The organism is Pantoea sp. Cr_R13, assembly GCF_029222565.1.
GTDB lineage: Bacteria > Pseudomonadota > Gammaproteobacteria > Enterobacterales > Enterobacteriaceae > Pantoea > Pantoea eucalypti.
The window spans coordinates 160,723-185,087 of the sequence record NZ_JARHXL010000019.1 but is presented as its reverse complement, the minus strand read 5'-3'; the positions used below and the strand labels follow the sequence as shown (position 1 = coordinate 185,087).

General features: G+C 54.8%; 26 protein-coding genes. 10 read left to right on the top strand and 16 right to left on the bottom strand.

All coding sequences use genetic code 11. The annotated features are described in order from the left end of the window. Window positions 1-401: 401 nt before the first annotated feature. From mltC to mutY, 3 genes are read right to left on the bottom strand one after another with little or no spacing between them, the layout of a single operon-like run. Entirely contained in the window at window positions 402-1,481 is a 1,080-nt protein-coding gene (gene mltC, locus P2R09_RS20395; protein ID WP_003853410.1) for a membrane-bound lytic murein transglycosylase MltC, read from the bottom strand. Window positions 1,482-1,535: 54 nt separating this feature from the next. After that, on the bottom strand, window positions 1,536-1,808 hold the full coding sequence (locus P2R09_RS20390; RefSeq protein ID WP_275772376.1) for an oxidative damage protection protein: 273 nt from the start codon (window positions 1,806-1,808) through the stop codon (window positions 1,536-1,538). Further along, window positions 1,808-2,893: an A/G-specific adenine glycosylase gene (mutY, locus tag P2R09_RS20385; protein WP_003853407.1), complete on the bottom strand. Its 1,086-nt coding sequence runs from the start codon at window positions 2,891-2,893 to the stop codon at window positions 1,808-1,810. The genes P2R09_RS20390 and mutY overlap by 1 nt, the downstream gene beginning before the upstream one ends. A 154-nt stretch (window positions 2,894-3,047) precedes the next feature. Here mutY and trmB point away from each other — a divergent pair, with 154 nt between their 5' ends. The 3 genes from trmB to P2R09_RS20370 all read left to right on the top strand — a co-directional run bounded on the left by trmB (window position 3,048) and on the right by P2R09_RS20370 (window position 4,875). Further along, window positions 3,048-3,767, top strand: coding sequence for a tRNA (guanosine(46)-N7)-methyltransferase TrmB (trmB, locus tag P2R09_RS20380; protein ID WP_008925689.1), 720 nt, complete (start codon window positions 3,048-3,050; stop codon window positions 3,765-3,767). Then, window positions 3,767-4,093, top strand: coding sequence for a YggL family protein (locus P2R09_RS20375; RefSeq protein WP_003853403.1), 327 nt, complete (start codon window positions 3,767-3,769; stop codon window positions 4,091-4,093). Before trmB ends, P2R09_RS20375 begins: the two co-directional genes overlap by 1 nt. Window positions 4,094-4,158: 65 nt before the next feature. Further along, on the top strand, window positions 4,159-4,875 hold the full coding sequence (locus tag P2R09_RS20370) for a DUF2884 domain-containing protein (RefSeq protein WP_275772373.1): 717 nt from the start codon (window positions 4,159-4,161) through the stop codon (window positions 4,873-4,875). 48 nt (window positions 4,876-4,923) lie between these two features. Here P2R09_RS20370 and hemW read toward each other — a convergent pair whose 3' ends face one another. From hemW to P2R09_RS20350, 4 genes are read right to left on the bottom strand one after another with little or no spacing between them, the layout of a single operon-like run. Further along, complete coding sequence (gene hemW, locus P2R09_RS20365; RefSeq protein WP_275772371.1) at window positions 4,924-6,063, bottom strand: radical SAM family heme chaperone HemW; 1,140 nt, start codon at window positions 6,061-6,063, stop codon at window positions 4,924-4,926. After that, window positions 6,056-6,649 (bottom strand): XTP/dITP diphosphatase, encoded by a 594-nt coding sequence (locus P2R09_RS20360; RefSeq protein ID WP_275772369.1) that lies wholly within the window; start codon window positions 6,647-6,649, stop codon window positions 6,056-6,058. Before P2R09_RS20360 ends, hemW begins: the two co-directional genes overlap by 8 nt. Window positions 6,650-6,670: 21 nt before the next feature. Continuing rightward, window positions 6,671-7,225 (bottom strand): YggT family protein, encoded by a 555-nt coding sequence (locus P2R09_RS20355; RefSeq protein ID WP_003853395.1) that lies wholly within the window; start codon window positions 7,223-7,225, stop codon window positions 6,671-6,673. 12 nt (window positions 7,226-7,237) lie between these two features. After that, window positions 7,238-7,945: a YggS family pyridoxal phosphate-dependent enzyme gene (locus tag P2R09_RS20350; RefSeq protein WP_008925687.1), complete on the bottom strand. Its 708-nt coding sequence runs from the start codon at window positions 7,943-7,945 to the stop codon at window positions 7,238-7,240. Window positions 7,946-7,959: 14 nt separating this feature from the next. Between P2R09_RS20350 and P2R09_RS20345 the strand changes: the two genes are divergently transcribed. Beyond that, window positions 7,960-8,967 carry a type IV pilus twitching motility protein PilT gene (locus tag P2R09_RS20345; protein ID WP_275772365.1) on the top strand — a complete coding sequence of 336 codons (1,008 nt, stop codon included), beginning with the start codon at window positions 7,960-7,962 and terminating at the stop codon, window positions 8,965-8,967. On the opposite strand, the gene ruvX is transcribed toward P2R09_RS20345, so the two are convergent. The 6 genes from ruvX to P2R09_RS20315 all read right to left on the bottom strand — a co-directional run bounded on the left by ruvX (window position 8,961) and on the right by P2R09_RS20315 (window position 13,157). Beyond that, window positions 8,961-9,380, bottom strand: a complete 420-nt coding sequence (gene ruvX, locus P2R09_RS20340; RefSeq protein ID WP_003853387.1) for a Holliday junction resolvase RuvX — start codon at window positions 9,378-9,380, stop codon at window positions 8,961-8,963. The genes P2R09_RS20345 and ruvX overlap by 7 nt on opposite strands. Further along, a complete protein-coding gene (locus tag P2R09_RS20335; RefSeq protein WP_275772362.1) occupies window positions 9,380-9,943 on the bottom strand; it encodes a YqgE/AlgH family protein in 564 nt (187 codons plus the stop codon). Before P2R09_RS20335 ends, ruvX begins: the two co-directional genes overlap by 1 nt. 87 nt (window positions 9,944-10,030) lie before the next feature. After that, window positions 10,031-10,975: a glutathione synthase gene (gene gshB / locus P2R09_RS20330; protein ID WP_003853383.1), complete on the bottom strand. Its 945-nt coding sequence runs from the start codon at window positions 10,973-10,975 to the stop codon at window positions 10,031-10,033. Window positions 10,976-11,062: 87 nt separating this feature from the next. Further along, window positions 11,063-11,794, bottom strand: coding sequence for a 16S rRNA (uracil(1498)-N(3))-methyltransferase (gene rsmE / locus P2R09_RS20325; RefSeq protein ID WP_179898512.1), 732 nt, complete (start codon window positions 11,792-11,794; stop codon window positions 11,063-11,065). Between the two features lie 70 nt (window positions 11,795-11,864). Beyond that, complete coding sequence (gene endA / locus P2R09_RS20320; protein WP_275772357.1) at window positions 11,865-12,569, bottom strand: deoxyribonuclease I; 705 nt, start codon at window positions 12,567-12,569, stop codon at window positions 11,865-11,867. A 75-nt stretch (window positions 12,570-12,644) separates the two neighbouring features. Beyond that, entirely contained in the window at window positions 12,645-13,157 is a 513-nt protein-coding gene (locus P2R09_RS20315) for a SprT family zinc-dependent metalloprotease (RefSeq protein ID WP_275772355.1), read from the bottom strand. On the opposite strand from P2R09_RS20315, the gene P2R09_RS20310 reads away from it, so the two are divergent. From P2R09_RS20310 to P2R09_RS20300, 3 genes are read left to right on the top strand one after another with little or no spacing between them, the layout of a single operon-like run. Next, window positions 13,156-13,314 carry a hypothetical protein gene (locus P2R09_RS20310; RefSeq protein WP_275772353.1) on the top strand — a complete coding sequence of 53 codons (159 nt, stop codon included), beginning with the start codon at window positions 13,156-13,158 and terminating at the stop codon, window positions 13,312-13,314. The genes P2R09_RS20315 and P2R09_RS20310 overlap by 2 nt on opposite strands. Window positions 13,315-13,369: 55 nt before the next feature. Further along, window positions 13,370-14,518: a glycosyltransferase gene (locus tag P2R09_RS20305; protein ID WP_275772351.1), complete on the top strand. Its 1,149-nt coding sequence runs from the start codon at window positions 13,370-13,372 to the stop codon at window positions 14,516-14,518. Beyond that, window positions 14,508-15,776 (top strand): O-antigen ligase family protein, encoded by a 1,269-nt coding sequence (locus P2R09_RS20300; protein WP_275772349.1) that lies wholly within the window; start codon window positions 14,508-14,510, stop codon window positions 15,774-15,776. The genes P2R09_RS20305 and P2R09_RS20300 overlap by 11 nt, the downstream gene beginning before the upstream one ends. 80 nt (window positions 15,777-15,856) lie before the next feature. On the opposite strand, the gene P2R09_RS20295 is transcribed toward P2R09_RS20300, so the two are convergent. Next, window positions 15,857-17,254, bottom strand: a complete 1,398-nt coding sequence (locus P2R09_RS20295) for a sugar porter family MFS transporter (RefSeq protein WP_003853371.1) — start codon at window positions 17,252-17,254, stop codon at window positions 15,857-15,859. 534 nt (window positions 17,255-17,788) lie between these two features. Then, on the bottom strand, window positions 17,789-18,940 hold the full coding sequence (metK, locus tag P2R09_RS20290) for a methionine adenosyltransferase (RefSeq protein ID WP_003853369.1): 1,152 nt from the start codon (window positions 18,938-18,940) through the stop codon (window positions 17,789-17,791). Window positions 18,941-19,780: 840 nt separating this feature from the next. On the opposite strand from metK, the gene speA reads away from it, so the two are divergent. The 3 genes from speA to P2R09_RS20275 all read left to right on the top strand — a co-directional run bounded on the left by speA (window position 19,781) and on the right by P2R09_RS20275 (window position 23,450). Beyond that, window positions 19,781-21,757 (top strand): biosynthetic arginine decarboxylase, encoded by a 1,977-nt coding sequence (gene speA / locus P2R09_RS20285; RefSeq protein WP_275772345.1) that lies wholly within the window; start codon window positions 19,781-19,783, stop codon window positions 21,755-21,757. Between the two features lie 170 nt (window positions 21,758-21,927). Next, window positions 21,928-22,848, top strand: a complete 921-nt coding sequence (speB, locus tag P2R09_RS20280) for an agmatinase (RefSeq protein WP_275772343.1) — start codon at window positions 21,928-21,930, stop codon at window positions 22,846-22,848. Window positions 22,849-23,039: 191 nt separating this feature from the next. Further along, window positions 23,040-23,450 carry a YidB family protein gene (locus tag P2R09_RS20275; protein WP_275772341.1) on the top strand — a complete coding sequence of 137 codons (411 nt, stop codon included), beginning with the start codon at window positions 23,040-23,042 and terminating at the stop codon, window positions 23,448-23,450. 64 nt (window positions 23,451-23,514) lie between these two features. Here the strand turns inward: P2R09_RS20275 and P2R09_RS20270 are convergent, their stop codons facing one another. Beyond that, window positions 23,515-24,273: a M48 family metallopeptidase gene (locus tag P2R09_RS20270; RefSeq protein ID WP_003853364.1), complete on the bottom strand. Its 759-nt coding sequence runs from the start codon at window positions 24,271-24,273 to the stop codon at window positions 23,515-23,517. Between the last annotated feature and the right edge of the window lie 92 nt (window positions 24,274-24,365).

The window sequence follows — 24,365 nt, the reverse complement described above, 5'->3', positions numbered from 1 at the left end:
AGATAACAGCGAGGGGTTGGGGAGGCCGTCAGAACCGCTGAGCGGATGAGGGATTTCAGGACGAGCGACAGGGATGTCGCGAAGAGGCGGGTTCGCGCCAGGGATGGCGCGTCCCGACGGTCCGTGAGAAATCCTGAAGAAGCGAAGGGACCGCGAAGCGGCGGTGAAGCAGGCCGGAGCCCGGGGTCAAGGGGGCGCGGCGACTGGCGCCCCCTTGTTGGTCGCCTGCAGAGGCGTGACTGAAACTGCCCAGCATACCAGGCGAACGAAAACTTCTCAGCGCCTGTTCGCGCAGCGAACCATCGGCCTGGCGGTCGGAACCCACTCAGTGCCAGCTCGCTGCAAAGCGAAACTCATAGCCCGTTCGCGCAGCGAACAACAACCCCGCTTCAGCGGGCCGATCAGAATCCCCGATAACTCTTCTGCGCAGTACTCACCTTATACAGATAACGACGCGACTCCGCCGACGGGTGCTGGTTCGCCAGGGTCGAGTAAACCTTGCTGGATGACATACCGTTGATCATCGAAAACGCCCGATCTTTATCGCTGGAGAAGACGCGCAACACGCTGCCTGCGCCGCCGTTATAGGCGGTGATCACCGCATAGCGACGTGATACCGGATCCTGAATGCCGCCCAGATAGCTGCGCTGCAACAGCGACAGATAAGCCGTACCGGCATCGATATTGTTCTCTGGATCCAGCAGATAACTGCGACTCGGCTTGCCCCATTTACCCTTCATGCGGAAGACGTCAACACCGGCGGTGTGCTGCACCACCTGCATCAGACCCAGCGCATCAGAGTGGCTTACGGCGTAGGGGTTAAAGCTCGACTCGGTCTGCATAATCGCCAGGATCAACGAAGCATCGACACCATACTGTTCGGAAGCTTTACGCACCATCGGCAGGTATTTGTGCGCACGTTTGTCCAGGTGGTTCGGCACCATCGGAATCGAAATGCTGTAAATCACATGCAGACCCGAAGTGCGACGCATCAACTTATTCTGGATCAGATAGTCAGCAAAAGCTTCCGCGCGGCCCTGCCAGCGAATCGGCTGACCGGTGTTATCCAGCACCTGACCATAGAGCAGTGGCTCTTTACTGATCTCGATGTCGTTGGCGTCAGAATAGAGATCGACATTGCCCGGATCTTCACCAATCAACAGCGTGGTCACGATCGCCTGACGCAGACTTGCCATCGGATCGGTGCCAGAAATCGTCTCGATGGTCAGCTTACCGCTTTCAAAGTTGATGTGGCTGCGGGTGTAATAGTTGTCGCTATATTTGACGTAATCTTTTGGTCCGGCGATCAGGACCTCATTGATACCCCAGATATTCTCAATATTGTGAGCAAACTGCCCCATCAGAATATCAAAGGCGTTGGTATCTTTTACCCACTCCTCGTGGGTCTGCTGCTTCTTTGACCCGGAGCAGGAAACCAGAAGTGGTGCTATCACCAGCAGGGCGATTAATTTTTTATTCATTGGGAATGCAAGCCTGACCTGGATAACCGGCCTCAGTGATGAGGCCCGGAATGTTTACGCTTCTGGCGGTGTATAGCCTTCGATATGAACGTCTTTACCTTCGAACAGGAAATTGAACATCTCCTTCTCCAGCACTTTACGATCTTCGGGATTCATCATGTTGAGCTTTTTCTCGTTGATCAACATGGTCTGTTTCGCCATCCACTTCTGCCAGGCTTCTTTGGAGATGTCGTTGTAAATACGCTTACCCAGGTCGCCCGGATAGAGCTGAAAATCCTGACCTTCCGCGTCGCGCTGTAAAAAAGTACAAAAAATGGTGCGGCTCATTACTCTTCCTCATTAATCTCACAACTGTCCAAAGCCAGTTGTCGGGGATGGCGCAGCTCGTGTAACAGGCGCTCAACGGGTGCAGCTAATCCCACAGATGGTGGCAGCGCTAAGTTATACCAGAGACCGCCTGCTTCATCCATCGCCGCCCCGGCAGAAGGCCATGACAGCCACATTGGCACGATATCAAGATGGAAATGGCTGAAGGTGTGACGAAACGCGGTTAGCTGCTGCGGTTTTGCATGGATGCCACGCGCCGTCAGCCAGTCGGTGAGCGCCGTTTCGGTGGTGAACTGCGGGAAGCAGAACAGACCGCCCCACAGGCCCACAGGCGGACGCTGCTCCAGCCAGACATCATCGCCATCCTGCATCATCAGGAACCAGCCGCTGCGTTCCGGCAGCACCTGCTTAGGTTTCTTGCCGGGATAGCTCGCCCAGCTGCTGCTGGCGTACGCCTCACAGCCGCTGTTCAGCGGACAGATTTCACACTTCGGCTTCGATCGGGTACAGACGAGAGCACCCAGATCCATCATTGCCTGATTAAACTGGCTGACGCCCTCGGCAGGGGTGACCTCTTCACTGATCTGCCAGAGACGCTTTTCGACCTCTTTTTTACCCGGCCAGCCGCCAATGGCATAGCAGCGAGCCAGCACACGCTTGACGTTGCCATCCAGAATCGGGAAGTGCTGGCCCAGCGACAGCGACAGGATTGCGCCGGCCGTGGAGCGGCCAACGCCGGGCAGGGCAGAGACATCATCAAAATTACGTGGGAACTCGCCCTGATGCACTTCAACGATCTGCTTTGCGGCTTTATGCAGATTACGCGCACGGGCATAGTAGCCGAGCCCGGTCCAGAGATGCAGCACCTCATCAAGGGGTGCCGCAGCCAGATCGGTAACCGTGGGGAAGCGCGCCATAAAGCGTTCAAAATAGGGGATTACCGTGGCAACCTGGGTTTGCTGTAGCATCACTTCAGAGAGCCACACCTTATAAGGCGTTTTCTCCAGCTGCCACGGCAGGGTTTTGCGACCAAAGCGCTGATACCAGTCCAGCACCTGTTGCGCGAACTGCGGCGCTTGCATCATAAGAAGGAAATTTTCCGTGTTTACTCTACACTCAGGCAGGAATTCCAGCACATGCGCACCTGGGTGTAAACCGGAAGATTGCAAAGGCTTGCTTCTGCTTATGAACTTTGCATAATGCCCGTTTCCCGGAACAGGCTAACCAGCAGGCTTTTACATGATTAATGACGTCATCACCCCAGAATTTGATGAGAACGGGCGGCCATTGCGCCGGATCCGTAGCTTTGTGCGCCGCCAGGGTCGCTTAACAAAAGGCCAGCAGCAGGCGCTGGACACCCTGTGGCCGATCATGGGGGTGGAATATCAGCCGGAGCCTGTCGATCTGCCCGCGTTGTTTGGCCGCGAAGCCCCGGTGACGCTGGAGATTGGCTTTGGCATGGGTGCCTCGCTGGTCACTATGGCGCAGAACACGCCGCATCAGAACTTCCTGGGTATTGAAGTGCATGCGCCAGGCGTAGGTGCCTGTCTGGCTTCCGCGAAAGAAGCCGATGTGCAGAACCTGCGGGTAATGTGTCATGACGCGGTGGAAGTGCTGGAGAAGATGATTCCGGATAACTCACTGCGTATGGTTCAGCTTTTCTTCCCCGATCCATGGCATAAAGCGCGCCACAATAAACGCCGTATCGTTCAGGTGCCTTTCGCCGAGCTGGTGATGCGTAAACTGAAGCTGGGCGGCGTTTTCCACATGGCGACCGACTGGGAAGCCTACGCGGAACATATGCTGGAAGTGATGAACAGCATTTCTGGCTACCGCAACCAGTCAGAACAACAGAATTACGTGCCGCGTCCTGAGACGCGTCCACTGACCAAGTTTGAGCAGCGCGGGCAGCGTTTAGGCCACGGCGTATGGGATTTAATGTTTGAGAGGGTGAAATAATGGCCACACAACGCAGCCGCCGTTTACGTAAAAAACTGCACATCGATGAATTTCAGGAACTGGGCTTCTCGGTTGCCTGGCGTTTCCCGGAAGGCACCAGCGAAAGCGAAATTGATGAGACGCTGAACCAGTTCATCAACGAAGCGATCGATCCTAACGGTCTGGCTTTCGATGGCAGCGGTTACCTGGTGTGGGAAGGTCTGGTTTGCCTGCAGAAAACCGGTAAATGTACTGATGAACATCGTGCACTGGTTCGCAAATGGCTGGAAGACCGCAAGCTGCAGGACGTGCAGATGACTGAACTCTTTGACGTCTGGTGGGACTAAGTCGTCACACCGTGTCGGGCTGAGGCCCGATCAGAGGGTTTCAGACCCGATCTTAGGGAGTAGATATGATGCGTAAAACGCTTCTTGCTGTGTTGCTGGTAGCAGCAACTCAGGCTCAGGCAGCCTATGAATGCAGCGTTAAGCCTCAGGACGATGTGGTCATCAGACCACAGAGTGTGCAGGTGGTCGGTGCCAACGGCAATATGGAAATCTCGCCGCAGGGCGACGTGCAGTTCAATGGACAGAAGGTCACGCTGGATAATGCTGACCGCCAGAAAGCGATCGACTATCAGAACGCGCTGCGTCGCGATCTGCCGTGGATCGACAGCGGGGCGACGTCACGTCTGGAGAAAGGGCGGGCAGCACTGGATCGGGTCATCGTTGAGAAACTGGGCACCGACAGCAACGTGCGCAATCGCCTGACCACACTGAATGGCCAGCTGAAACAGCAGATGAATCGCATCATTGAACACCGTGAAGACGGACTGACGTTCCACCATCAGGCGATTGATCAGGTGCGCGCCGAAGGTGAAAGGCTGGTGCAGTCGACGCTGGGCGGCGTGATGCAGGATAGTCTGAATGAGATGGGCAGTAAGCAGGGCAGTGGCGGAAGTAATCCGCTGCAGGCGATTATGGGGAATCTTGGCGGTTTGCAGCAGTCGATTCAGGCTGAGTGGAGCAAACAGGAGCAGGATTTCCAGAACTTCGGTCACGAGGTGTGTAATCGCGTTATTTCGCTGGAAGACCAGCGTAAACAGCTTACTGGCGCACTGAAAAAATAAAAAACGCCTCAGCCTGCCGGGCTGAGGCGTTTTTTTACCCTTTCTCTCTTATTCTTCCGCTAAAAACAGCTCCAGCAGCGAGTTCAGGAAGAGTTTTCCTTTCTCCGTGATCTGCCACTGCTCAGCGGTTTCTATCACGTAACCGGCGGCAATCGCGGCATCCATCTGTGGACGAATCACCTGCTCTGACAAGCCGGTGTAGCGGCTGAATTCGTCACGCGGCGCGGCCTCCAGCAGGCGAAAGCGGTTCATAAAATATTCAAACGGCTTGTCGCTATCGGCAACCTCATACTGCTTTTCGCGATAGTTGCCCTGCATAAACCCACGCGGATGACGGGTTTTCACCGTGCGAACAATGCGGCCATCTGGTTGCGTCAGCTTGCCGTGCGCGCCACACCCAATCCCCAGATAGTCGCCGAAGCGCCAGTAGTTGAGGTTGTGTTCACAGCGATAACCCGGCTTCGCGTAGGCGGAGGTCTCATACTGCTGATAACCGGCCGCCTGCAGCAGCTGATCGCCCTGTTCGAAAATATCCCACAGCGCATCATCATCCGGCAGCACCGGCGGGCGTGAGCCAAACAGGGTGTTGGGTTCGATAGTGAGCTGATACCAGGAGAGATGCGGCGGATTCAGCGCAATCGCCTGACGTAAATCATCAAGCGCCTCTTCCAGCGACTGATCGGGCAGGCCATGCATCAGGTCGAGGTTAAAGCTCCGCAGCGACAGAGACTCCGCCAGTTCAGCGGCGCGGACGGCCTCTTCCGGGCCATGAATGCGGCCAAGACGCTGCAGCTTTTGCGGGCTGAAACTTTGCACGCCAATCGAAATACGGTTAATACCGGCGCGCTGATAGGCACTGAACCGGTCCGCTTCCACGGTGCCCGGATTGGCTTCCATGGTCACTTCGGCATCAGGGGAGAGCGTCAGACGCGCCCGCACGCCATCCATCAGCATCTGCATCGCGCTGCTGCTCAGCAGGCTGGGCGTACCGCCACCGATGAAGATCGTGCGCACTTCACGGTCACCGATCAGCGGCAGGTCGATCTCCAGATCGCGCAGCAGGTGCTGTACGTATTCAACGTGCGGCACCTCATCTTTTAGCGCATGGGAGTTAAAATCACAGTAGGGACATTTCTGTACGCACCACGGAATGTGGATATAGAGACTTAACGGCGGCAGATTAGGCATTACGCATGGCTTCCAGCAACAGCGTCAATGCTTTACCCCGGTGAGAAACTGCACCTTTTTCCGCTTTGCTCAGCTCGGCCGCCGTTTTACCCAGCGCCGGGACAAAGAAAATCGGGTCGTAACCAAAGCCACCGGTGCCAGAGGCGGAGCGGGTAATCTCACCCTGCCAGCTGCCGTGGAACACCAGCGGGGTCGGGTCTTCCGCATGACGCAGATAGACCAGCACGCAGTGAAACTGCGCCTGGCGCTGCCCGTCAGGCACATTTTCCAGCGCCTGCAGCAGCTTCTCCAGGTTCTCTTGATCGCTGGCCTCTTCACCGGCGTAGCGCGCCGAGTAGATGCCAGGCGCGCCGCCCAGCGCATCCACGGCCAGGCCGGAGTCATCGGCAATGGCCGGTAATCCGGTGATCTGTGCCGCGTGACGCGCCTTGAGAATCGCGTTCTCAATAAAGGTCAGGCCGGTTTCATCCGCCGATTCAACCCCGAGGTCAGTCTGAGCGACGATATCCAGACCAAAGGCGGAGAGTAACTCCGCCAGCTCACGCACTTTGCCGGGATTGCCGGTTGCGAGGACAACTTTTTGCATAACAGTTCCAGTTTGATTCATTTACAGCAGATACCAGAGACCCGGGAACAGGTCCATGCCGAGAAAGTTCAGGGCATACAGCACCAGGATGACGATCATCGCTGAGAAATCGATGCCGCCCATCGCAGGCAGAATACGGCGAATCGGTGCCATCATCGGCTCGGTTAACTGCACCAGCAGATAATCGACAGGACCCCGACCCTGGCTAATCCAGCTCATCAGAGAGCGTACGATGATGACCCAGAAGACCAGATAGCCGGCGGATTTGACCAGCGACAGCAGGCCGACCAGCAGATTAGTCGGATCGACCGAGAACACACCCACCTGGATTAGCAATAAAATCGGGTATTTCAGCGTGGTCAGCACAAAGGCCAGCAGCAGTGAAGCAGTATCAATCGGCCCCAGAGCCGGCAGTATGCGGCGCAGTGGCTTAACAACTGGCTGTGTCACTTTAACGACAAACTGTGCCACTGGATTGTAAAAATCGCAGCGGGACCACTGCATCCAGATGCGTAACAGCAGCACCATGACGTAGAGATCGATCAGCGTTTTTACTAAAAACGTCAATGTTAACATGAAGTTCCTCTATTATTGTTGTGAGTTGTGCGCATAATCTCGTGCGCCAAAAATGGCGGTGCCGATACGCACCATCGTACTGCCTGCGGCGATTGCCGCCTCCATGTCATCGCTCATTCCCAGTGAAAGCGTATCAATATCCGAATACTGCTGTTGCAGCTGCCGGAAGGCTTCCGCCATCTGCTGACACACCGCCAGCTGACGCTGATAATCGCTCTCCGCAGCCGGAATCGCCATCAATCCCCGCAGCCGCAGTTGTGGCAGCGCAGCAATCTGCTCCGCCAGCCCGGAAACGGCCTCCAGCATGATGCCAGATTTGCTGTTCTCGTCACTGATATTTACCTGAATTAACACATTCAGCGGTGGCAGCGAGGCGGGCCGCTGATCGCTGAGCCGCTGCGCAATACGCTGGCGGTCAATGGTGTGACACCAGGCGAAATTTTCTGCCACCAGACGACTTTTGTTGGACTGCAGCGGACCGATGAAGTGCCACTCCAGCTCAGGATGTGCGGCCAGTGCCTGGACCTTTTCAACCCCTTCCTGAACGTAATTTTCACCAAAGCCAATCTGGCCTGCGGCAAAGGCTTCTTCGACCGCGCTCGCAGGTTTGGTTTTACTGACTGCAAGCAGGGTAATTTCTTCTGGTGCGCGGCCGCACTGCGCGGCAGCGGCGGCGATTCGCTGCCGCACTTGCTGTAGGTTCTGCTGGATTGAGGTCATAGTCAGGAGAAATTATGAATCTGGATGAAATGGTGGAGCTTAGTGTAAAGCATAATGCCGCCGATCTGCACCTTTGCAGCGGACATTTGCCCTACTGGCGACGGCAGGGACGGCTGGAGGCTATTCCACAGCAGGCCGTGCTCTCTGCTGACTGGTTGGCGCAGTTTATGGCCCGCTGGCTCAGTGACCCGCAGCGTCAGGAGCTGGCGAGCACAGGGCAGCTCGATTTCGCCCTGAGCCTGGCCTGTGGCCAGCGTCTGCGCGCAAACCTGTTTAAGCAGCGTAACGGCCTGTCACTGGCGCTGCGCATTATTGCCTCTGTGTGCCCGACGCTGGAGAGCCTGCAACTGCCTGCTATTGTGCCGACGTTACTGACGCAGCAGGATGGGCTGATTCTGGTGACCGGCGCCACGGGCAGCGGTAAATCCACCACGCTGGCGGCGCTGGTCGATGCCCTGAACGGCCAGCAGGCGCGCCATATCATTACGCTGGAAGACCCGATTGAATTTATTCACCACAGCCAGCAGTCGCTGATTCAGCAGCGCGAAATCGGCCTGCACTGCAGTTCGTTCGCGCAGGGGATAAAGGCGGCACTGCGTGAAGATCCTGATGTCATTCTGCTGGGCGAACTGCGCGACAGCGACACGATCAGACAGGCGCTAACGGCGGCAGAGACCGGCCATCTGGTGCTGGCAACACTGCACACACGTGGCGCAGCACAGGCGGTGGATCGGCTGGTGGATGTCTTCCCGGCGGAGGAGAAGCATCTGGTGCGCACTCAACTGGCAGGCAGCCTGAAAGCGGTGATTGCACAGAAACTGGTGCCGTCTGCTGCGGGGTCGTGCATCGGACTGTTTGAGCTACTGATTGCCACGCCCGGCATCACGAATCTGATCAGGGAAGGCAAGATGCACCAGATCCCGGCAATGCTACAGACCGGCGCACAGGCCGGTATGCAGACGTTTGAGCAGAGCAGGCTGGGGCGTCAGGCTGACGGGCTGATTAAGCCGGAAGGTCAGTAATGGTTTTCGAACCAGTCCTGCAAAATGATGGCAGCAGACTGTGAATCAACCGACCCTTTATTGAGCGCACGATAACCACCACGTTCAAACAGGCCAGCACGCGCTTCTACCGTGCTGAGTCGTTCATCCTGAAGCTCTACACGAATGCCAAAGCGACCGTGCAGGCGGTTAGCAAATTTACGCGCGCGGTCAGTTAACGGCTGCTCAGTGCCATCCATATTGAGCGGTAAGCCGACGACCACGAAATCGGGCTGCCACTCTTTCAGCAGCTTTTCGATCACCAGCCAGTCCGGAATGCCATCCTGTGCTTTCAGGGCGGTCAGCGGTCTGGCGCTGCCAGTGAGTTGCTGCCCTACGGCGACACCAATACTTTTGGTGCCGAAATCGAAACCTAACAGAGTTTGAGTTGACATCAGGCGTGTCCGGCGTCGCTGGCCATGTTGTGAATATCGACGCCAATACTGCGCGCCGCTTCGCGCCAGCGCTCTGAAATCGGCGTCTGGAACAGGATGTTGCTGTTAGCTGGCGTCGTCAGCCAGGCATTTTCCATCAGCTCATTCTCCAGCTGATCTTTTTCCCAGGCACAGTAACCCAGCGCGACCAGCACATTGGTGGGCTGAGACGCCGTGCCGATGGACTCCAGCACGTCACGTGACGTAGTGATGATCGTGTTATCGGACACACGAATGCTGGAGGTAAACGTGCGTTGGGCTGAGTGCAGGATAAAGCCACGATCTTCTGCCAGCGGCCCGCCGGTAAACACCGGTTTATCCAGCTTGATCGACGGATCGCGATCCTCAGCCGTGATTTTCAGCTTCTTCAGAATGCCTTCAACCGTCAGGTTTTCCATGGGTTTATTAATGATCAGCCCCATTGCACCCTCTTCGTTATGTTCACAGATATAGACTACGGAACGTTTGAAGAAAGGATCCTGCAATGAAGGCATGGCAATCAAAAAGTGATGTTGTAAATTCATTGTCACACGATGTACCAAAAAAATAACCGGCACGCGACGACCGCACCGGTATTGGGTTGATCACGGAGCCTCGCCCCGGCGTTTTGCTCAGCCCAGGCGTTTCTCAATGGCATCCATCAACATGCCGGTGATGGAGATCGGGAACGCAGCCTCAATTTCACGTATGCAGGTTGGGCTGGTCACGTTAACTTCTGTCAGTTTATCACCGATGATGTCCAGACCGACAAAAATCAGTCCTTTTGCTTTCAGCGTCGGGCCAACACGACGTGCAATTTCCCAGTCGCTTTCGCTTAAGGCACGAGCTTCACCACGGCCACCAGCCGCGAGGTTGCCACGCGTTTCACCGCCCTGCGGAATACGCGCCAGGCAGTAAGGCACCGGCTCGCCATCCACCACCAGCACGCGTTTGTCACCCTCTTTGATTGCCGCAATGTAGTTCTGCGCCATGCAGAAACGACTCTCATGCTCGGTCAGGGTTTCGGTAATCACGCCAAAGTTAGGATCGTCTTTCTTCACGCGGAAAATAGACGCACCGCCCATACCATCCAGCGGCTTCATGATGATATCACCATGCTCCTGCCAGAAATCACGCAACTGCGCTTTGCTGCGGGTGACCAGGGTGTCCGGCGTAAACTCGGCGAACCAGGCGGTGTAGAGCTTTTCGTTACAGTCGCGCAGGCTCTGCGGCTTATTCACGATCAGCGTACCCAGCTCTTCAGCGCGCTCCAGAATGTAGGTCGCATAGATGAACTCGGTATCGAATGGCGGATCTTTACGCATCAGCACCACGTTCAGATCAGCCAGCGGGATCACCTGCTCGCTGCCGAACTGGAACCAGTTCTCAGGGTTCTGCTCAACGGTCAGCAGTCGGGTGCGGGCAGACGCCACGCCACCACGCATGGAGAGATCGTGCATCTCCATGTAGTGAATTTCGTAACCACGGCGCTGTGCTTCCAGCAGCATGGCGAAGCTGGAGTCTTTTTTAATATTGATGGACGAAATAGGGTCCATCACGATGCCAAGTTTAATCATTATTATCTCCTCGGTGAGGCGGCATTGACCACCTCGTCTGGTTCGGTCTGCAGTGGGCCGATGAGTCAGGACCGCTGAAAGTATCGCTTAACCCAGGTCGCCAAACCTCACCTGAAGTGCCGTAATGGCCGTCAGCGCGGTAGTTTCGGTGCGTAATACCCGTGGGCCAAGCAAAATGTCAGTAAAATCGTGCTGCGCCGTCATCGCAATTTCGTCCGCAGACAAACCGCCTTCAGGACCAATCAGCAGGCGTACCCGCTCAACAGGCTGTGGCAGCGTGTTGATGCTGTGGCTGGCGCGGGGATGCAGGTTGAGCTTTAAACCGCTGTCAGCTTCCGCACACCAGGCTTCCAGTGTCATCGCTTCACGAATCTCCGGCACGCGATTACGACCGCACTGCTCGCAGGCGGCAATCGCAATTTTCTGCCACTGCTGGATTTTTTTCGCCAGACGCTCAGCATCAAGCTTTACGCCACAGCGCTCGGAAAACAAGGGTGTAATGACATTCACGCCCAGTTCGATCGATTTCTGGATAGTGAATTCCATTTTTTCACCGCGCGACATCACCTGACCTAAATGCAGATGTAAAGGCGACTCGCGATCGTCCGGCTGGCTCTCTGTGACGGATACTTTTACACGCTTTTTATCAACATGCGTGATCTCTGCTGCAAAAGTCAGATTAGTGCCATCAAAGAGTTCCAGACGCTGACCTGCCGTCATCCGGAGCACGCGGCCTACATGGTTGGATGCATCTTCATCCAGGGTAATTTCACTGCCGATGTCCAGGGGCCCGGCGTGATAGATGCGAGGTATGCGCATAAGATTCCTGAGACCGGACGCCGCGCTGCAGCGGCGTCATGGGAAAAAGAGCTAGTGTAGGGCAGGGATTTTAGCGCTGGCAAGCCTGCTGCACATAAGGATTGTGATTGCCCTGAACCTTTGCAATGCGCTGGTCGCGTTCGCACTCCCATTGGGTGACGGGATAGAGCCTGTCCCAGGCGGTAAACAGCTGCGTCTGCTGGCGCGAAAGGCGCAGATGATACTGGTCGCGCATGTAGAAATAGGTGCGGGCAATGGCGCCACGCGCACGAGCGGGAGGCTCTGCCTGTTTGAGTTTAAAATCGATCTTCATCTCACACTGGCCGTACTGCTTCTCGCTGCCGTTCCATTGACTGTAGGCGAAGTTGCCACGGTCGCCATTCACTTCACCCACCGCAGGTTCCAGATTGTGCAGGTCAGTTTCAATGCGGCGATAGTCGGGATCTTTACTGCAGTTTTTGCGACCTCCCTCCTGCCAGCACTGGCGCTGATGACCGAATTCCCATGCCGGCATCACATGTTCCCACTCAATACGTGCAGCACGGTTCGCGTTTTTGCGCACCTGGTAACCACAGCTGTTGAGATCGGGCGTGCCTTTTTTTCCCTGCCACTGAATTTTACAGCCGCAATAAAACGAACCTGGCGCATCGGCATTGATCGCCGCCGCAAAGGTTTTGGCCTGCTGAAAGTTATTCTGATGATAGTTATTCAGGTTGAGGGCGTCAGCGGCGGGGGCAAACAGCAGTGCAACCGCCAGACTTAAAATGCGAGACATATTCCAGCTTCTACCTAATACGAAAAAGGGCGGCAGGTTAACAGAATGTGGAATAGGGCGGAATGGGGAGTGTTCTCAGGAGGCGATAAACTCGCCTGCGACCAGCAGGCTGCCACAGTGCACACAGCGATATTCACTCTCTTTGCGCATCACACGATTGTGGCGGCGCACCGTCAGCTGATGTTGCTGGCACTGACAGCGGTAAGCGAAAGTGGTGCTGCGCACGGAGGCGATCTCAAACTGATGGGTGCGTCGTGCCGGAACGCCCAGCACATTCTCCATCATCCACTTCCACTCTTTGCCGTGGGGTGCGACGCGACCAAACTGCTTCCAGACCAGCAGATGCGCCAGCTCGTGCGGCACCACTTCATCGATAAATGCCTGCTGATTTTCCAGCAGCAGCACCGGATTGATACGGATTTCCCAGGCGGTCAGCCACGCAGTGCCCGCCGCCGTTCCGCGTTGCTGGTAGAGCAGTTTCGGTTCCGGATAAGCGGTTTTCAGTGCCTGATTTGCGCGCTCAAGCGACTGACGCAGTGAGCGCATCACGGCCTGCTGCAGGGCAATGGGGAGACGAGGTGTTTTCATGGTGCTCAGAATAATCGCCGCCGCGCAGGAACTCAACGTTAGCCGCAAACAGGGCGGCGCAGAGTCTATACTTCGCCAGCTGTCTCCGGATAAGCAATACGCCGTCCCGCCGATGGTCGGGAATAGCGAGGCCCATTGGCTGAAATTGCTGGATTAAATAGGGTTATGGCTTTTTTTAGAATAATCTATTGCAGACATTCACTGGCGAGTGAATGGATGAAAAGCGAACGGCACTGAGCATGGATAAAGCAATGAAAAATAATGATAACGTCAGGAAACAACGGATTGTGCTGGTGACGGATTTGATGGCCGGTCGCGGCGGTATGGAAAATGTGACCTGTCAGTTGATCACCGCCCTGAATGCGGAAGCCGGAACGGAAGCGGGGCTGTTTATTATTAACAGCGGAGAGGAGAGCCACTCCCGCGCCTGGACCGCCAATGCCGTACTGGCAGAGAGCGTCTGCACGCTGCGGAATAAGAAAATTAAAAATCTTATTCACACGCTGAGAATGGCTGCTTTCTTTCGTCGCTATCAACCCGATCATGTTCTGACCCTCAACACCATTCCCTGTCTGATGACGCGTCGGGCCATTACGCTTTCAGGCTGCAGAATCGTGCTTTCGAGCTGGATGCACCTGCCACCGCGCGAACGATATCGCCCGCATTATCTGCTGCGGGCCGATCACCATTTTGCTATCAGTCATGAAATCAAAGCGCAGCTGGTTGAGTTAGGCGCCCGTGCCTCTGACGTTGATGTCATCTATAACCCCATCAGGCGCAATGATGAGGTTATCGGCAGACCGCAGGCGCTGAAGTTTCTCTATATTGGTCGCGTCCATTTTCAGCGACAGAAACAGCTCAAAGACCTGTTTGATGCCTTGCAGAAACTCGATATGCCCTGGACGCTGGAGATCGTGGGGGACGGGGAAGATCTGACGCGCTGTCAGCACTACGTGGCGGAACTCGGGATTCAGGATCGCATTACCTGGCATGGCTGGCAGGAGAACGCCTGGGCGTATGTCAGCCGCCATATTAAACAGGTCACCTGCCTGGTGATGACCTCTAACTTCGAAGGCTTCCCGCTGATTCTGCTGGAGGCGATATCACGTGGTGTCTACTGCGTCTCATCCGACTGCATCAGCGGCCCGTCAGAAATTATTCAGAATGGTCTCAATGGTCAGCTCTATCCCACTAATGACAGCATGGCACTGGCCGCTATTCTCAACACCATGAGCGGGGATTTTCACTTTCCTGATCATCAGGTTATTAAAGCGAGCATTACCGGTTTTTATGAGGAAAATTATATGAAGCACCTGATGAGTGTGTTTAACCGCCTTACTGAGGTTAAGCATGACGAATAAAACCAGTCGCAATGGATTAACGTTAATGGTTAATTTTTCAGTTATTGCGCTCTGTCTGGCGCTGTCACTGAATATGTTTGTTACCGGCCTGCCGCAAAAAATATTCTATCTGGTCTCCTATCTTTCCGTTGCGTCCGTGTTGTATGGCCTGGTGCGCAGGCGAGAGGACTTTAAAGAGAACGGTTTTTATATCGCCCTGTTTGCTGTACTGATTATTTTCGCTCTAATCCGTCTCTTCTGGGCGATACACGCTAAAGGGATCGAAACCGCGCCTTCAAAAGATGCCATCACCAATATCGGCAACTATCTGCTGGGGGCGAAGCGACTGTTACTGGGCGCCTTTGTGCTGCTCAGTCTGGCGATTTATGGTCATCGGGTCTCTGCCACCACGCTGCGCATCGGAAAAGTGTTAATTCTGGTGGGACTGTTGATTACGCTGGGCTTTGGTATTCACGAGCATCTTTATACCGAGAATATCCGCATCAAACTCACCACCGAAGCGGCCTCGATGTCCTCCTACATGATTCTGTTTATCTACTGTGCATGGCTATGGCTGAGCCGCTTTGAGACGCACGCATACTGGAAGATTGCCGATATCGCTGTGCTGGCGGTGACCTTTGCCTTGCTTTACCTGTGCGGTACACGGGTGACCCTGATTGCGCTGATTGCCGCAGGATTGCTGTTCCTGGTGCAGACTTATCGGCTGTCGTTGCTGACCAACTGGCGGATTAGTGCTTTGCTGGTGGGCGTGCTGGCTGTGCTGATTCTGATGACCAGTAACCGCTGGGTGGAGGGTGTGCAGGATATCGAGAACTATGGCTCAAACAGCTCAACCTCCCTGGGCGCACGTGTGGCTATCTGGGGCGGGGCGATGAATTTTATTGAGCATCATGGCGGTTTTGCGACGCCGGATGCGCGCACCACCGAGGCCCGACAGTTCATCACGGCGCACTATCCTCACAATACTGAGGGCTATACCAACGTTAAATACAACATGCACAACGAGTTTCTTGAAGTGACGACGCTGCAGGGCTGGCTGGGTGCGCTGTCGCTGGCGCTGCTCTATCTGACCGTGCTGGCAGGCGTGCTGAAGAAGTGCGATCTGCGCGGTGTTGCGCTGCCGATGCTGGGATTGTTTATCTGCGGACTGACCGATTCGGTACTGCCCTATAATCAGACCGCCACCATTTTTATTATGGCTCTGGCGCTCTGCTGTATACGGCGGCCGCTGCCGGTCACGCACGTCACCGCTGCATAGTCTCTGTCTGAACCTATAAAAAAGGCGGGGTTTCTTTGGAAACCCCGCCTTTTTATTACCGCGATTTTTACGACGTAACGTTAGTCGCGTGAACCGATGTCGCGCAGTTTCTTACCTGCCATCAGATTACGTTCAATGTGCTCCAGCGAGACGTTTTTGGTCTCAGGAATCAGCATCAGCGTCAGCAGAATGAAGAACAGGTTAAGCAGTGCGTAGACCCAGAAGGTGTTCGCATTGCCCAGCGTATTCAGCATGGTCAGGAAGGTTGCACCCACGATCATGTTTGCGATCCAGTTGGTGGTCGTAGAGACAGTGATACCGAAGTCGCGGCCTTTCAGCGGCTGAATTTCGGAACAGAGTACCCAGATCAACGGACCGGCTGACATGGCAAAGCCAACGATAAACATCAGCAGCATACCGATTGCAAAGTACTGTGCGCCTGCTGAGTGAATACCGAAGTGCAGCATCGTACCCAGCACGCCCATACCGGCTGCCATCACCATAAAGCCCAGAATCAGGGTAGGTTTACGACCCCAGCGATCCACCAGACCAATAGCAATAAAGGTTGCCAGAACGTTGACCAGACCCACAATCACCGTGCCCCACATCTGCTGGGTGGTGTTAGTGAAGCCTGCGATTTCAAAGATTTTTGGCGCGTAGTACATGATGACGTTCATGCCGGTAAACTGCTGCATCACCTGCAACAGGATGCCGAGATAGACCGCGCGACGGAAGTGGCTGCTGCTGGTGAACAGACCCCAGCCAGACTGCTTGACCTTCAGGCTCTCACGAATCTCTTCCAGCTCACGTTTTGCCTGCTCGCTGGTGTCACGCAGACGATCCAGTACACGTTGTGCATCGCGGAAGTTGCCTCGCGCCGCCAGCCAGCGTGGGCTGTTTGGCAGGAAGAAAACACCGACCAGCAACAGCAGTGCCGGAATCGTAATGATACCCAGCATCCAGCGCCAGTTGCCGGTAAAGCTGAATGCGGTATCGGTCAGGTAAGCACCCAGAATACCGATAGTAATCATCAGCTGGTAAAGCGAAATCATACTGCCGCGAATTTTTTCCGGTGCGATCTCAGAAAGATAAAGCGGGGCGGTATAAGAGGCGATACCGACAGCCAGACCCAGCAGAACGCGGGCGCTGATCAGCATTTCCGGGTTTGGCGACATTGCTGACCAGAGTGAACCGATCACGAACAGGATCGCACCGGCCATCAGGCTTTTCTTACGGCCCAGGCGGGATGACATCCAGCCGCTGCCGATAGCACCGACCGCCGCACCGAACATCATGGAACTGACGATCCACTCCTGCTGATGAGGGGTGACGTTAAAGTCCTTTGCGATAAACGGCAGAGCACCGGCGATGACGCCGATATCCAGACCGAACAGCAGTCCCGCAAGGGCCGCCAGAAAGCAGACAAATAAGGTCATCGCCTTATTTGAAGTTCTGCTTTTGTGTGTATTGCCAGGCATTGTAGCCTCCAGGTTTATCCATCATTGTTTTTATCAATGTTAAAAAACCATTTGCGGGAAAAAAGTGAGCCTGATCACATCAGTGTAATCGCTTACACACGCTGAAACCCTGAAATTCAGCATATTTTTCCCGGAAAGATTAATTAACCAGTGAGGTATAGCACTCATTAAGTTTCTGACAATGCTCTATTTAGTGGCTATCAGACGACGCTGAAAATAACGCATTTTCAGCATAATAACTACGTGCGTTAATTCTTAAATGTCAGATATACAAAGAATTTCGATTTGTAATCGTTAACATTTTGTCGTCAGAAAAAGCGAAAGGAAGTGTAGCTGAGAACTGAAAATTTGCTGCAGAGGAAAGAGGATGTCATTCAGGTTCGTTTTTTTCGTCTTTAGACGTCTGTAATAAACAGCAGGGTTATCGTATTCCGGTGCCGGGCGGAGGCAAGTATTCTCTGGTGAGCAATGGGGCTGATCGGGCGATAAAAAACCCCGCCACCGGGGCAGGGTTTTTATCAGCAGCCGCTAACCTTACAGGCCAGCTGCTTCACGCAGCAGGGCAGCTTTGTCGGTTTTTTCCCATGGGAAATGTTCGCGACCAAAGTGACCGTAAGCCGCGGTCTCTTTGTAGATTGGGTGCAGCAGGTCCAGCATCTGAATCAGACCGTATGGACGCAGGTCGAAGAACTCGCGTACCAGCAGCGTCAACTGTTCAGTTGAGATTTTCTCGGTGCCGAAGGTTTCCACCATGATAGAGGTCGGTTCAGCCACGCCAATAGCGTAGGAGACCTGAATTTCACAACGGTCAGCCAGACCCGCCGCCACGATGTTTTTTGCCACGTAACGCGCTGCATAGGCGGCAGAGCGGTCAACCTTAGAAGGATCTTTACCAGAGAACGCACCGCCACCGTGACGTGCCATACCGCCGTAGGTGTCGACGATGATTTTACGGCCGGTCAGACCGCAATCGCCCATCGGACCGCCAATCACAAAGCGACCTGTTGGGTTAATGTGATATTTGGTCGAGGCACTCAGCCATTCTGTTGGCAGAACCGGTTTGATGATCTCTTCCATCACCGCTTCCTGCAGATCTTTCTGACTGATGGATTCAGCGTGCTGGGTAGACAGGACGACTGCATCAATGCCAACGATTTTGCCATCGTCATACTGGAAAGTGACCTGGCTTTTAGCATCCGGACGCAGCCACGGCAGGGTCCCGTTTTTACGCACTTCAGCCTGACGCTGAACCAGACGGTGCGCATAGGTCACCGGCGCAGGCATCAGCACGTCAGTTTCGTTGGTGGCATAGCCGAACATCAGACCCTGATCACCCGCGCCCTGTTCCAGCGGATCGGTGCGGTCAACGCCCTGATTAATATCCTGAGACTGTTTGCCAATGGCGCTTAATACCGCGCAGGAGTTGGCATCAAAGCCCATATCGGAATGAACATAGCCGATGTCACGTACGGTCTGACGGGTGATCTCTTCAATATCGACCCAGGCGCTGGTGGTGATTTCACCGCCAACCAGAACCATTCCGGTTTTAACGTAAGTTTCGCAGGCCACGCGCGCTTTAGGATCCTGTTCGAGGATCGCATCCAGCACAGCATCGGAGATCTGGTCGGCGATTTTATCGGGATGTCCTTCTGATACGGACTCGGACGTAAAAAGGTGTTTAGCCATTCTGTTCTTTACCTTAAATATGGTTTGAGTACGACTGCATAGCGCCAGTGAGGTTGTCTGACCTGACGCCCCTTCAGGCAAAGCCGCGAGCAGTGAGGTAGTATCAGCACAGCAGACTGACACCGCCTGGATAGTAACCTGTTTAGATGGAAAACCATCTGGACGGCTATTTTAGGATAGAGGATAAACCAATTACCAGCCCTTTTTCTGTTTAAGCGCTTAACCTGTAACCGTTATCGGCATAATTTGCTGACACTGCACGCAATTCCCGGATAATCTTTTTGCATTTTAGCGCTGTAAACTGTATAAAACGCCGCTGCTTCGATAGCAGCAGCAAGGATGACGCCACTGTTTGCGTCGCGCCTGTCAGACTCTGGTCTGGCTTTCACCCAGGTTGTTTTCCATGTGCCCCTGGCATGTGCGGAGGTGATACAAGTAATGAACCACGCTTTTTCTTCTTCCGGTTCCTTGCGCTGCGGCGCTGCACTGGCTCTCTCCTGCCTCCCATCTGTTTCTTTGTCCTGCCGACACTATGTCCGATGCGGTAATTTTACCGACACAGGCGCCGGCTAATCTTTATCTCTGTTCTGCTGGTTTGGTCTCTTCTCTGCGCCCGCGTAGCGGAACGACGCAGGTTATCCATGGTCAATACATAACTAAATGTTCTCTGTTTAAACGGAGATGGCCAGGGTGTTTTACACTTAACTCTCATGCGTGAATCGCGCTGATGGCAACGTCAGGTGAACAGGACATTGTGTTTAATGTGGCAACAGGTTTTCAGATTAGCGGCCATAAAGCCGGTTAGCAGTTCTATCTTTCAACGGAAAATTGAGGTTCGCGATGTCTGACGACATGAAGAATATCAAAGGTTCGTCAGCTGGCGAACAGGGTGCACTCCGCTCCATGCAGGAGGTGGCAATGAACGATCTGGATGCGAGCAAAATGTTGCGTACGTACAACATCGCCTGGTGGGGCAACAACTATTATGACGTTAACGAACTGGGCCATATCAGTGTCTGCCCCGATCCGGATCGTCCGGATGTGCGCGTCGACTTAGCCCGCCTGGTTAAAGAGCGCGAAGCACAGGGTCAGCGTCTCCCCGCCTTGTTCTGCTTCCCACAGATTCTGCAACACCGTCTGCGCTCGATTAACGCCGCGTTTAAACGTGCGCGCGAATCTTACGGCTACAAAGGCGACTACTTCCTGGTTTACCCGATCAAAGTTAACCAGCACAAACGCGTTATTGAGTCGCTTATTCACTCTGGCGAACCGCTGGGACTGGAAGCAGGTTCGAAAGCCGAGCTGATGGCCGTGCTGGCGCATGCCGGTCAGACCCGCTCAGTGATCGTCTGTAACGGCTACAAAGATCGCGAATATATTCGTCTGGCGCTGATTGGCGAGAAGATGGGCCACAAAGTCTATCTGGTGCTGGAGAAGATGACGGAAGTGCGGCTGGTGCTGGAAGAAGCGGAACGTCTGAATGTCGTGCCGCGTCTTGGCATCCGTGCGCGTCTGGCTTCGCAAGGCTCCGGTAAATGGCAGTCGAGCGGCGGCGAAAAATCGAAGTTTGGCCTCTCCGCTACTCAGGTGCTGAAACTGGTTGAGATCATGCGCGAAGCGGGTCGCATCGACAGCCTGCAACTGCTGCATTTCCATCTGGGTTCGCAGATGTCCAACATTCGCGACATTGCGACCGGCGTGCGTGAGTCGGCGCGTTTCTATGTCGAACTGGCGAAGCTGGGCGTTAACATCAAATGTTTCGATGTCGGCGGCGGTCTGGGCGTCGATTACGAAGGCACGCGCTCGCAGTCTGACTGCTCGGTCAACTATGGCCTGAATGAGTATGCCAACAACGTGATCTGGGCGATTGGTGCAGCCTGTGATGAGCACGGTCTCGAGCATCCGACCGTCATTACCGAGTCGGGTCGTGCTGTGACCGCGCACCACACGGTACTGGTCTCCAATATCATTGGTGTCGAGCGTAACGAGTTCAGCGAACCTGAAACGCCGGATGCGGATGCGCCGCGCCCGATTCTCAGCATGTGGGAAACCTGGCAGGAGATGCATGAGCCAAGCACCCGCCGTTCGCTGCGTGAATGGCTGCACGACAGCCAGATGGATCTGTCTGATATCCATACCGGCTACGCCTCCGGTACTTACGATCTGAAGCAGCGTTCATGGGCTGAGCAGCTCTATCTGAGCATCTGCCACTATATTCAGCAGCATCTTGATCCAAGCAACCGTGCGCACCGTCCGATCATCGACGAACTGCAGGAGCGCATGGCAGATAAGATCTACGTTAACTTCTCGCTGTTCCAGTCCATGCCGGATGCGTGGGGTATCGACCAGCTGTTCCCGGTACTGCCGCTGGAAGGGCTGAACAAGAAGCCGGAGCGCCGCGCCGTGCTGCTCGACATCACCTGTGACTCCGATGGCACCATCGATCACTATGTGGATGGCGACGGTATCGCAACGACCATGCCGATGCCGGAATATGACCTGGATAACCCGCCAATGCTGGGCTTCTTCATGGTCGGTGCTTATCAGGAAATTCTGGGCAACATGCACAACCTTTTCGGTGACACCGAGGCGGTGGATGTCTACGCACGCGAAAATGGTGATGTGGAAGTCCAGCTCTCTGATGAAGGCGATACCGTGGCGGACATGCTGCGTTACGTGCAGCTTGATCCCAACGAGCTGATGGCGCTGTTCCGTAATCAGGTGCAGGCGTCCGATGTCGACGAAGAGCTGCGCGCGCAGTTCCTGGAAGAGTTTGAGAGCGGCCTCTACGGTTACACCTATTTAGAAGATGAATAATCGGCGCTGGCAGCCCGCAATCGTATATTGCAGTTGCCGTTAACTATGCCGATAATCTGACCCACTCAATCCCTTCCTCGTCGGGCCTAACGACGCGGAGGGGATTTTTTTCATCTCAACCTTAATGGCTTGCGGGCCTGGCCCGACTTACGCACATAGAGAGAGCAATTATGTATAACACCCTTGGCAATCAGTATGACAACTCCCTGGTTTCTAACGCCTTTGGTTTCATGCGTTTTCCGCTGAATTTCCAGCCTTACGACAGCGACGCCGAGTGGGTTATCACTGGCGTGCCATTTGATGCTGCAACATCGGGCCGTCCGGGCAGCCGCCTGGGTCCGGGCGCGATTCGTCAGATCTCCACCAATCTGGCCTGGGAAGGCTGCCGCTGGCCGTGGGATTTTGACCTGCGTCAGCGTCTGAACGTCGTCGACTGTGGCGATCTGGTTTACGCCTTCGGTGATTCGCAGGATCTTTCCGACAAGTTGCAGGCTCATGCAGAAAAACTGCTGGCCAGCGGCAAGCGCATGATGACCTTTGGCGGCGACCACTACGTTACGTTGCCACTGCTGCGTGCCCATGCAAAACACTTCGGTAAGATGGCGCTGGTGCATTTCGATGCGCATACCGACACTTATTCCAACGGCCCGACCTTCGACCACGGCACCATGTTCTTTACCGCGCCGAAAGAAGGTCTGATCGATCCACAGCATTCTGTGCAGATCGGTATCCGCACCGAATTCGACAAGAGCCTTGGCTTCAACGTGCTGGATGCGGCGCAGGTCAACGACCGCAGCGTTGACGATATCCTTGCGGAAGTGAAACGCACCGTCGGCGATCTACCGATCTATCTGACCTTCGACATCGACTGTCTGGATCCGGCGCATGCGCCTGGCACCGGCACGCCAGTGATTGGCGGCCTGACCACAGATAAAGCGACCAAGCTGATCCGTGGCCTGCAGGGCATGAACATTGTCGGCATGGATCTGGTGGAAGTGGCACCGGGATACGATCATGCTGATCTGACAGCACTGGCGGCGGCGACGCTGGCGCTGGATATGCTGCATGTTCAGGCTGCAAATAAGGGTTAATCCCGTCCTGAGCCTGCCGGGTTAACCTGGCAGGTTTTGCGCCGCCGGCTAATGCGGCACAGTGCCAGTAACGACCTCCATCCGCTTTTCCTCCTCAGGATTGTTTCCCTTTATCACAACGCCCGCTGCTCAGGCGTAACCGCGCATCAGCAGCTAAACTGACTGATATCAATTCTCACGTGGAGGCAATCATGGGCTTTCTTGATGAACTGGCGGGATCGCTACAGGGCGCGCAGAGTGATGGGCATCTGCCCGGACAACTGCAGGCGGTCTGGCACTGGGTGCAGGAGCAGGGCGGTATAAAAGTGCTGCTGCAAAAATTCCAGCAGGGCGGGCTGGGTGAGGTGTTTGGTTCGTGGATCGGCACCGGGGCAAATCAGCCGGTAGAACACAGCGACATCCACTCTGCATTTGGACAGGCTGAGCTACAGTCACTGGCGGATAAGCTGGGAACCGACATTAAGGGCGCCGCGGGCACGCTGGCGGTTATTCTGCCGCAGCTGATCGATAAAATGTCACCTCAGGGGCATATGGATGAAGCCTCGCTGCACGAGAACAAACTTGATTTAGGTTCGATGGTGGATCAGATATTCAAACGTTAGGTCAGTGATTCTGACCTGATCCGTACTGCAGGCGCATGCTGTGTGCATGCGCCTGTATCAGACGTTACTTCTTCGCGTCAGCCGCAATACGTTCACGGATGTGCTCGGCACGCGCTTCAGAAGCGGGGTGCGAGTCAAACATCGAGCTCTGACGTCCCTGTTCCAGCTTCGCCAGTTTCTCAAAGCTGGTCACCAGGCCTTCCGGATTAATATTGCGCTTCTTCATCAGATCGTAGGAGTAGTCATCCGCCTGCGATTCCTGAGTCTGAGAGAACTGTGCGTTAACCAGTTTTTCACCCATCTCACCCAGTTGCGACTGCGACAGTGAACCGATCACGCCGCCAACTGATGCGGCTGCCGTGCGGGCGGCGGTTGTGGCATACGCCAGCTGCATTGCTTTACGCGTATGACCCAATGCAACGTGGCCCATCTCATGGCCCAGCACGCCTTCCACCTCATTGTCAGTCATCATATCCATCAGGCCGCTGTAAACGCGGATACAGCCGTTTGCCATCGCCCAGGCGTTGACATCTTTAGTCTGATAAACCTTATAGTTCGCCGGAACGCCATTGATATTATCGCCCAGCGCGGCTGCAATCTTATTCAGACGCTGCTGATACTCACTGTTAGCAGGCGCCAGCTGATTATCCTTGTCCATCTGCTCACAGGATTTATCGCTCAGTTGCTTTACCTGATCGTCGCTCAGGCTATAAGCCTGATAGGCCTGCGCGCCAGATTGCATCAGTGCATTATTGTCTAAACCCTGACAGCCGCTGAGCATCGCTGTCAGGCCAAGTGCTAACACCATTTTTTTGGTTTTCATGCTGTATCCCATCCATAACAAGGTAAGAAAAACAAACACCTGAAACTCACTCAGATGAATAAACGATTTGGTTATAGCGTGCCAGTCTGCAC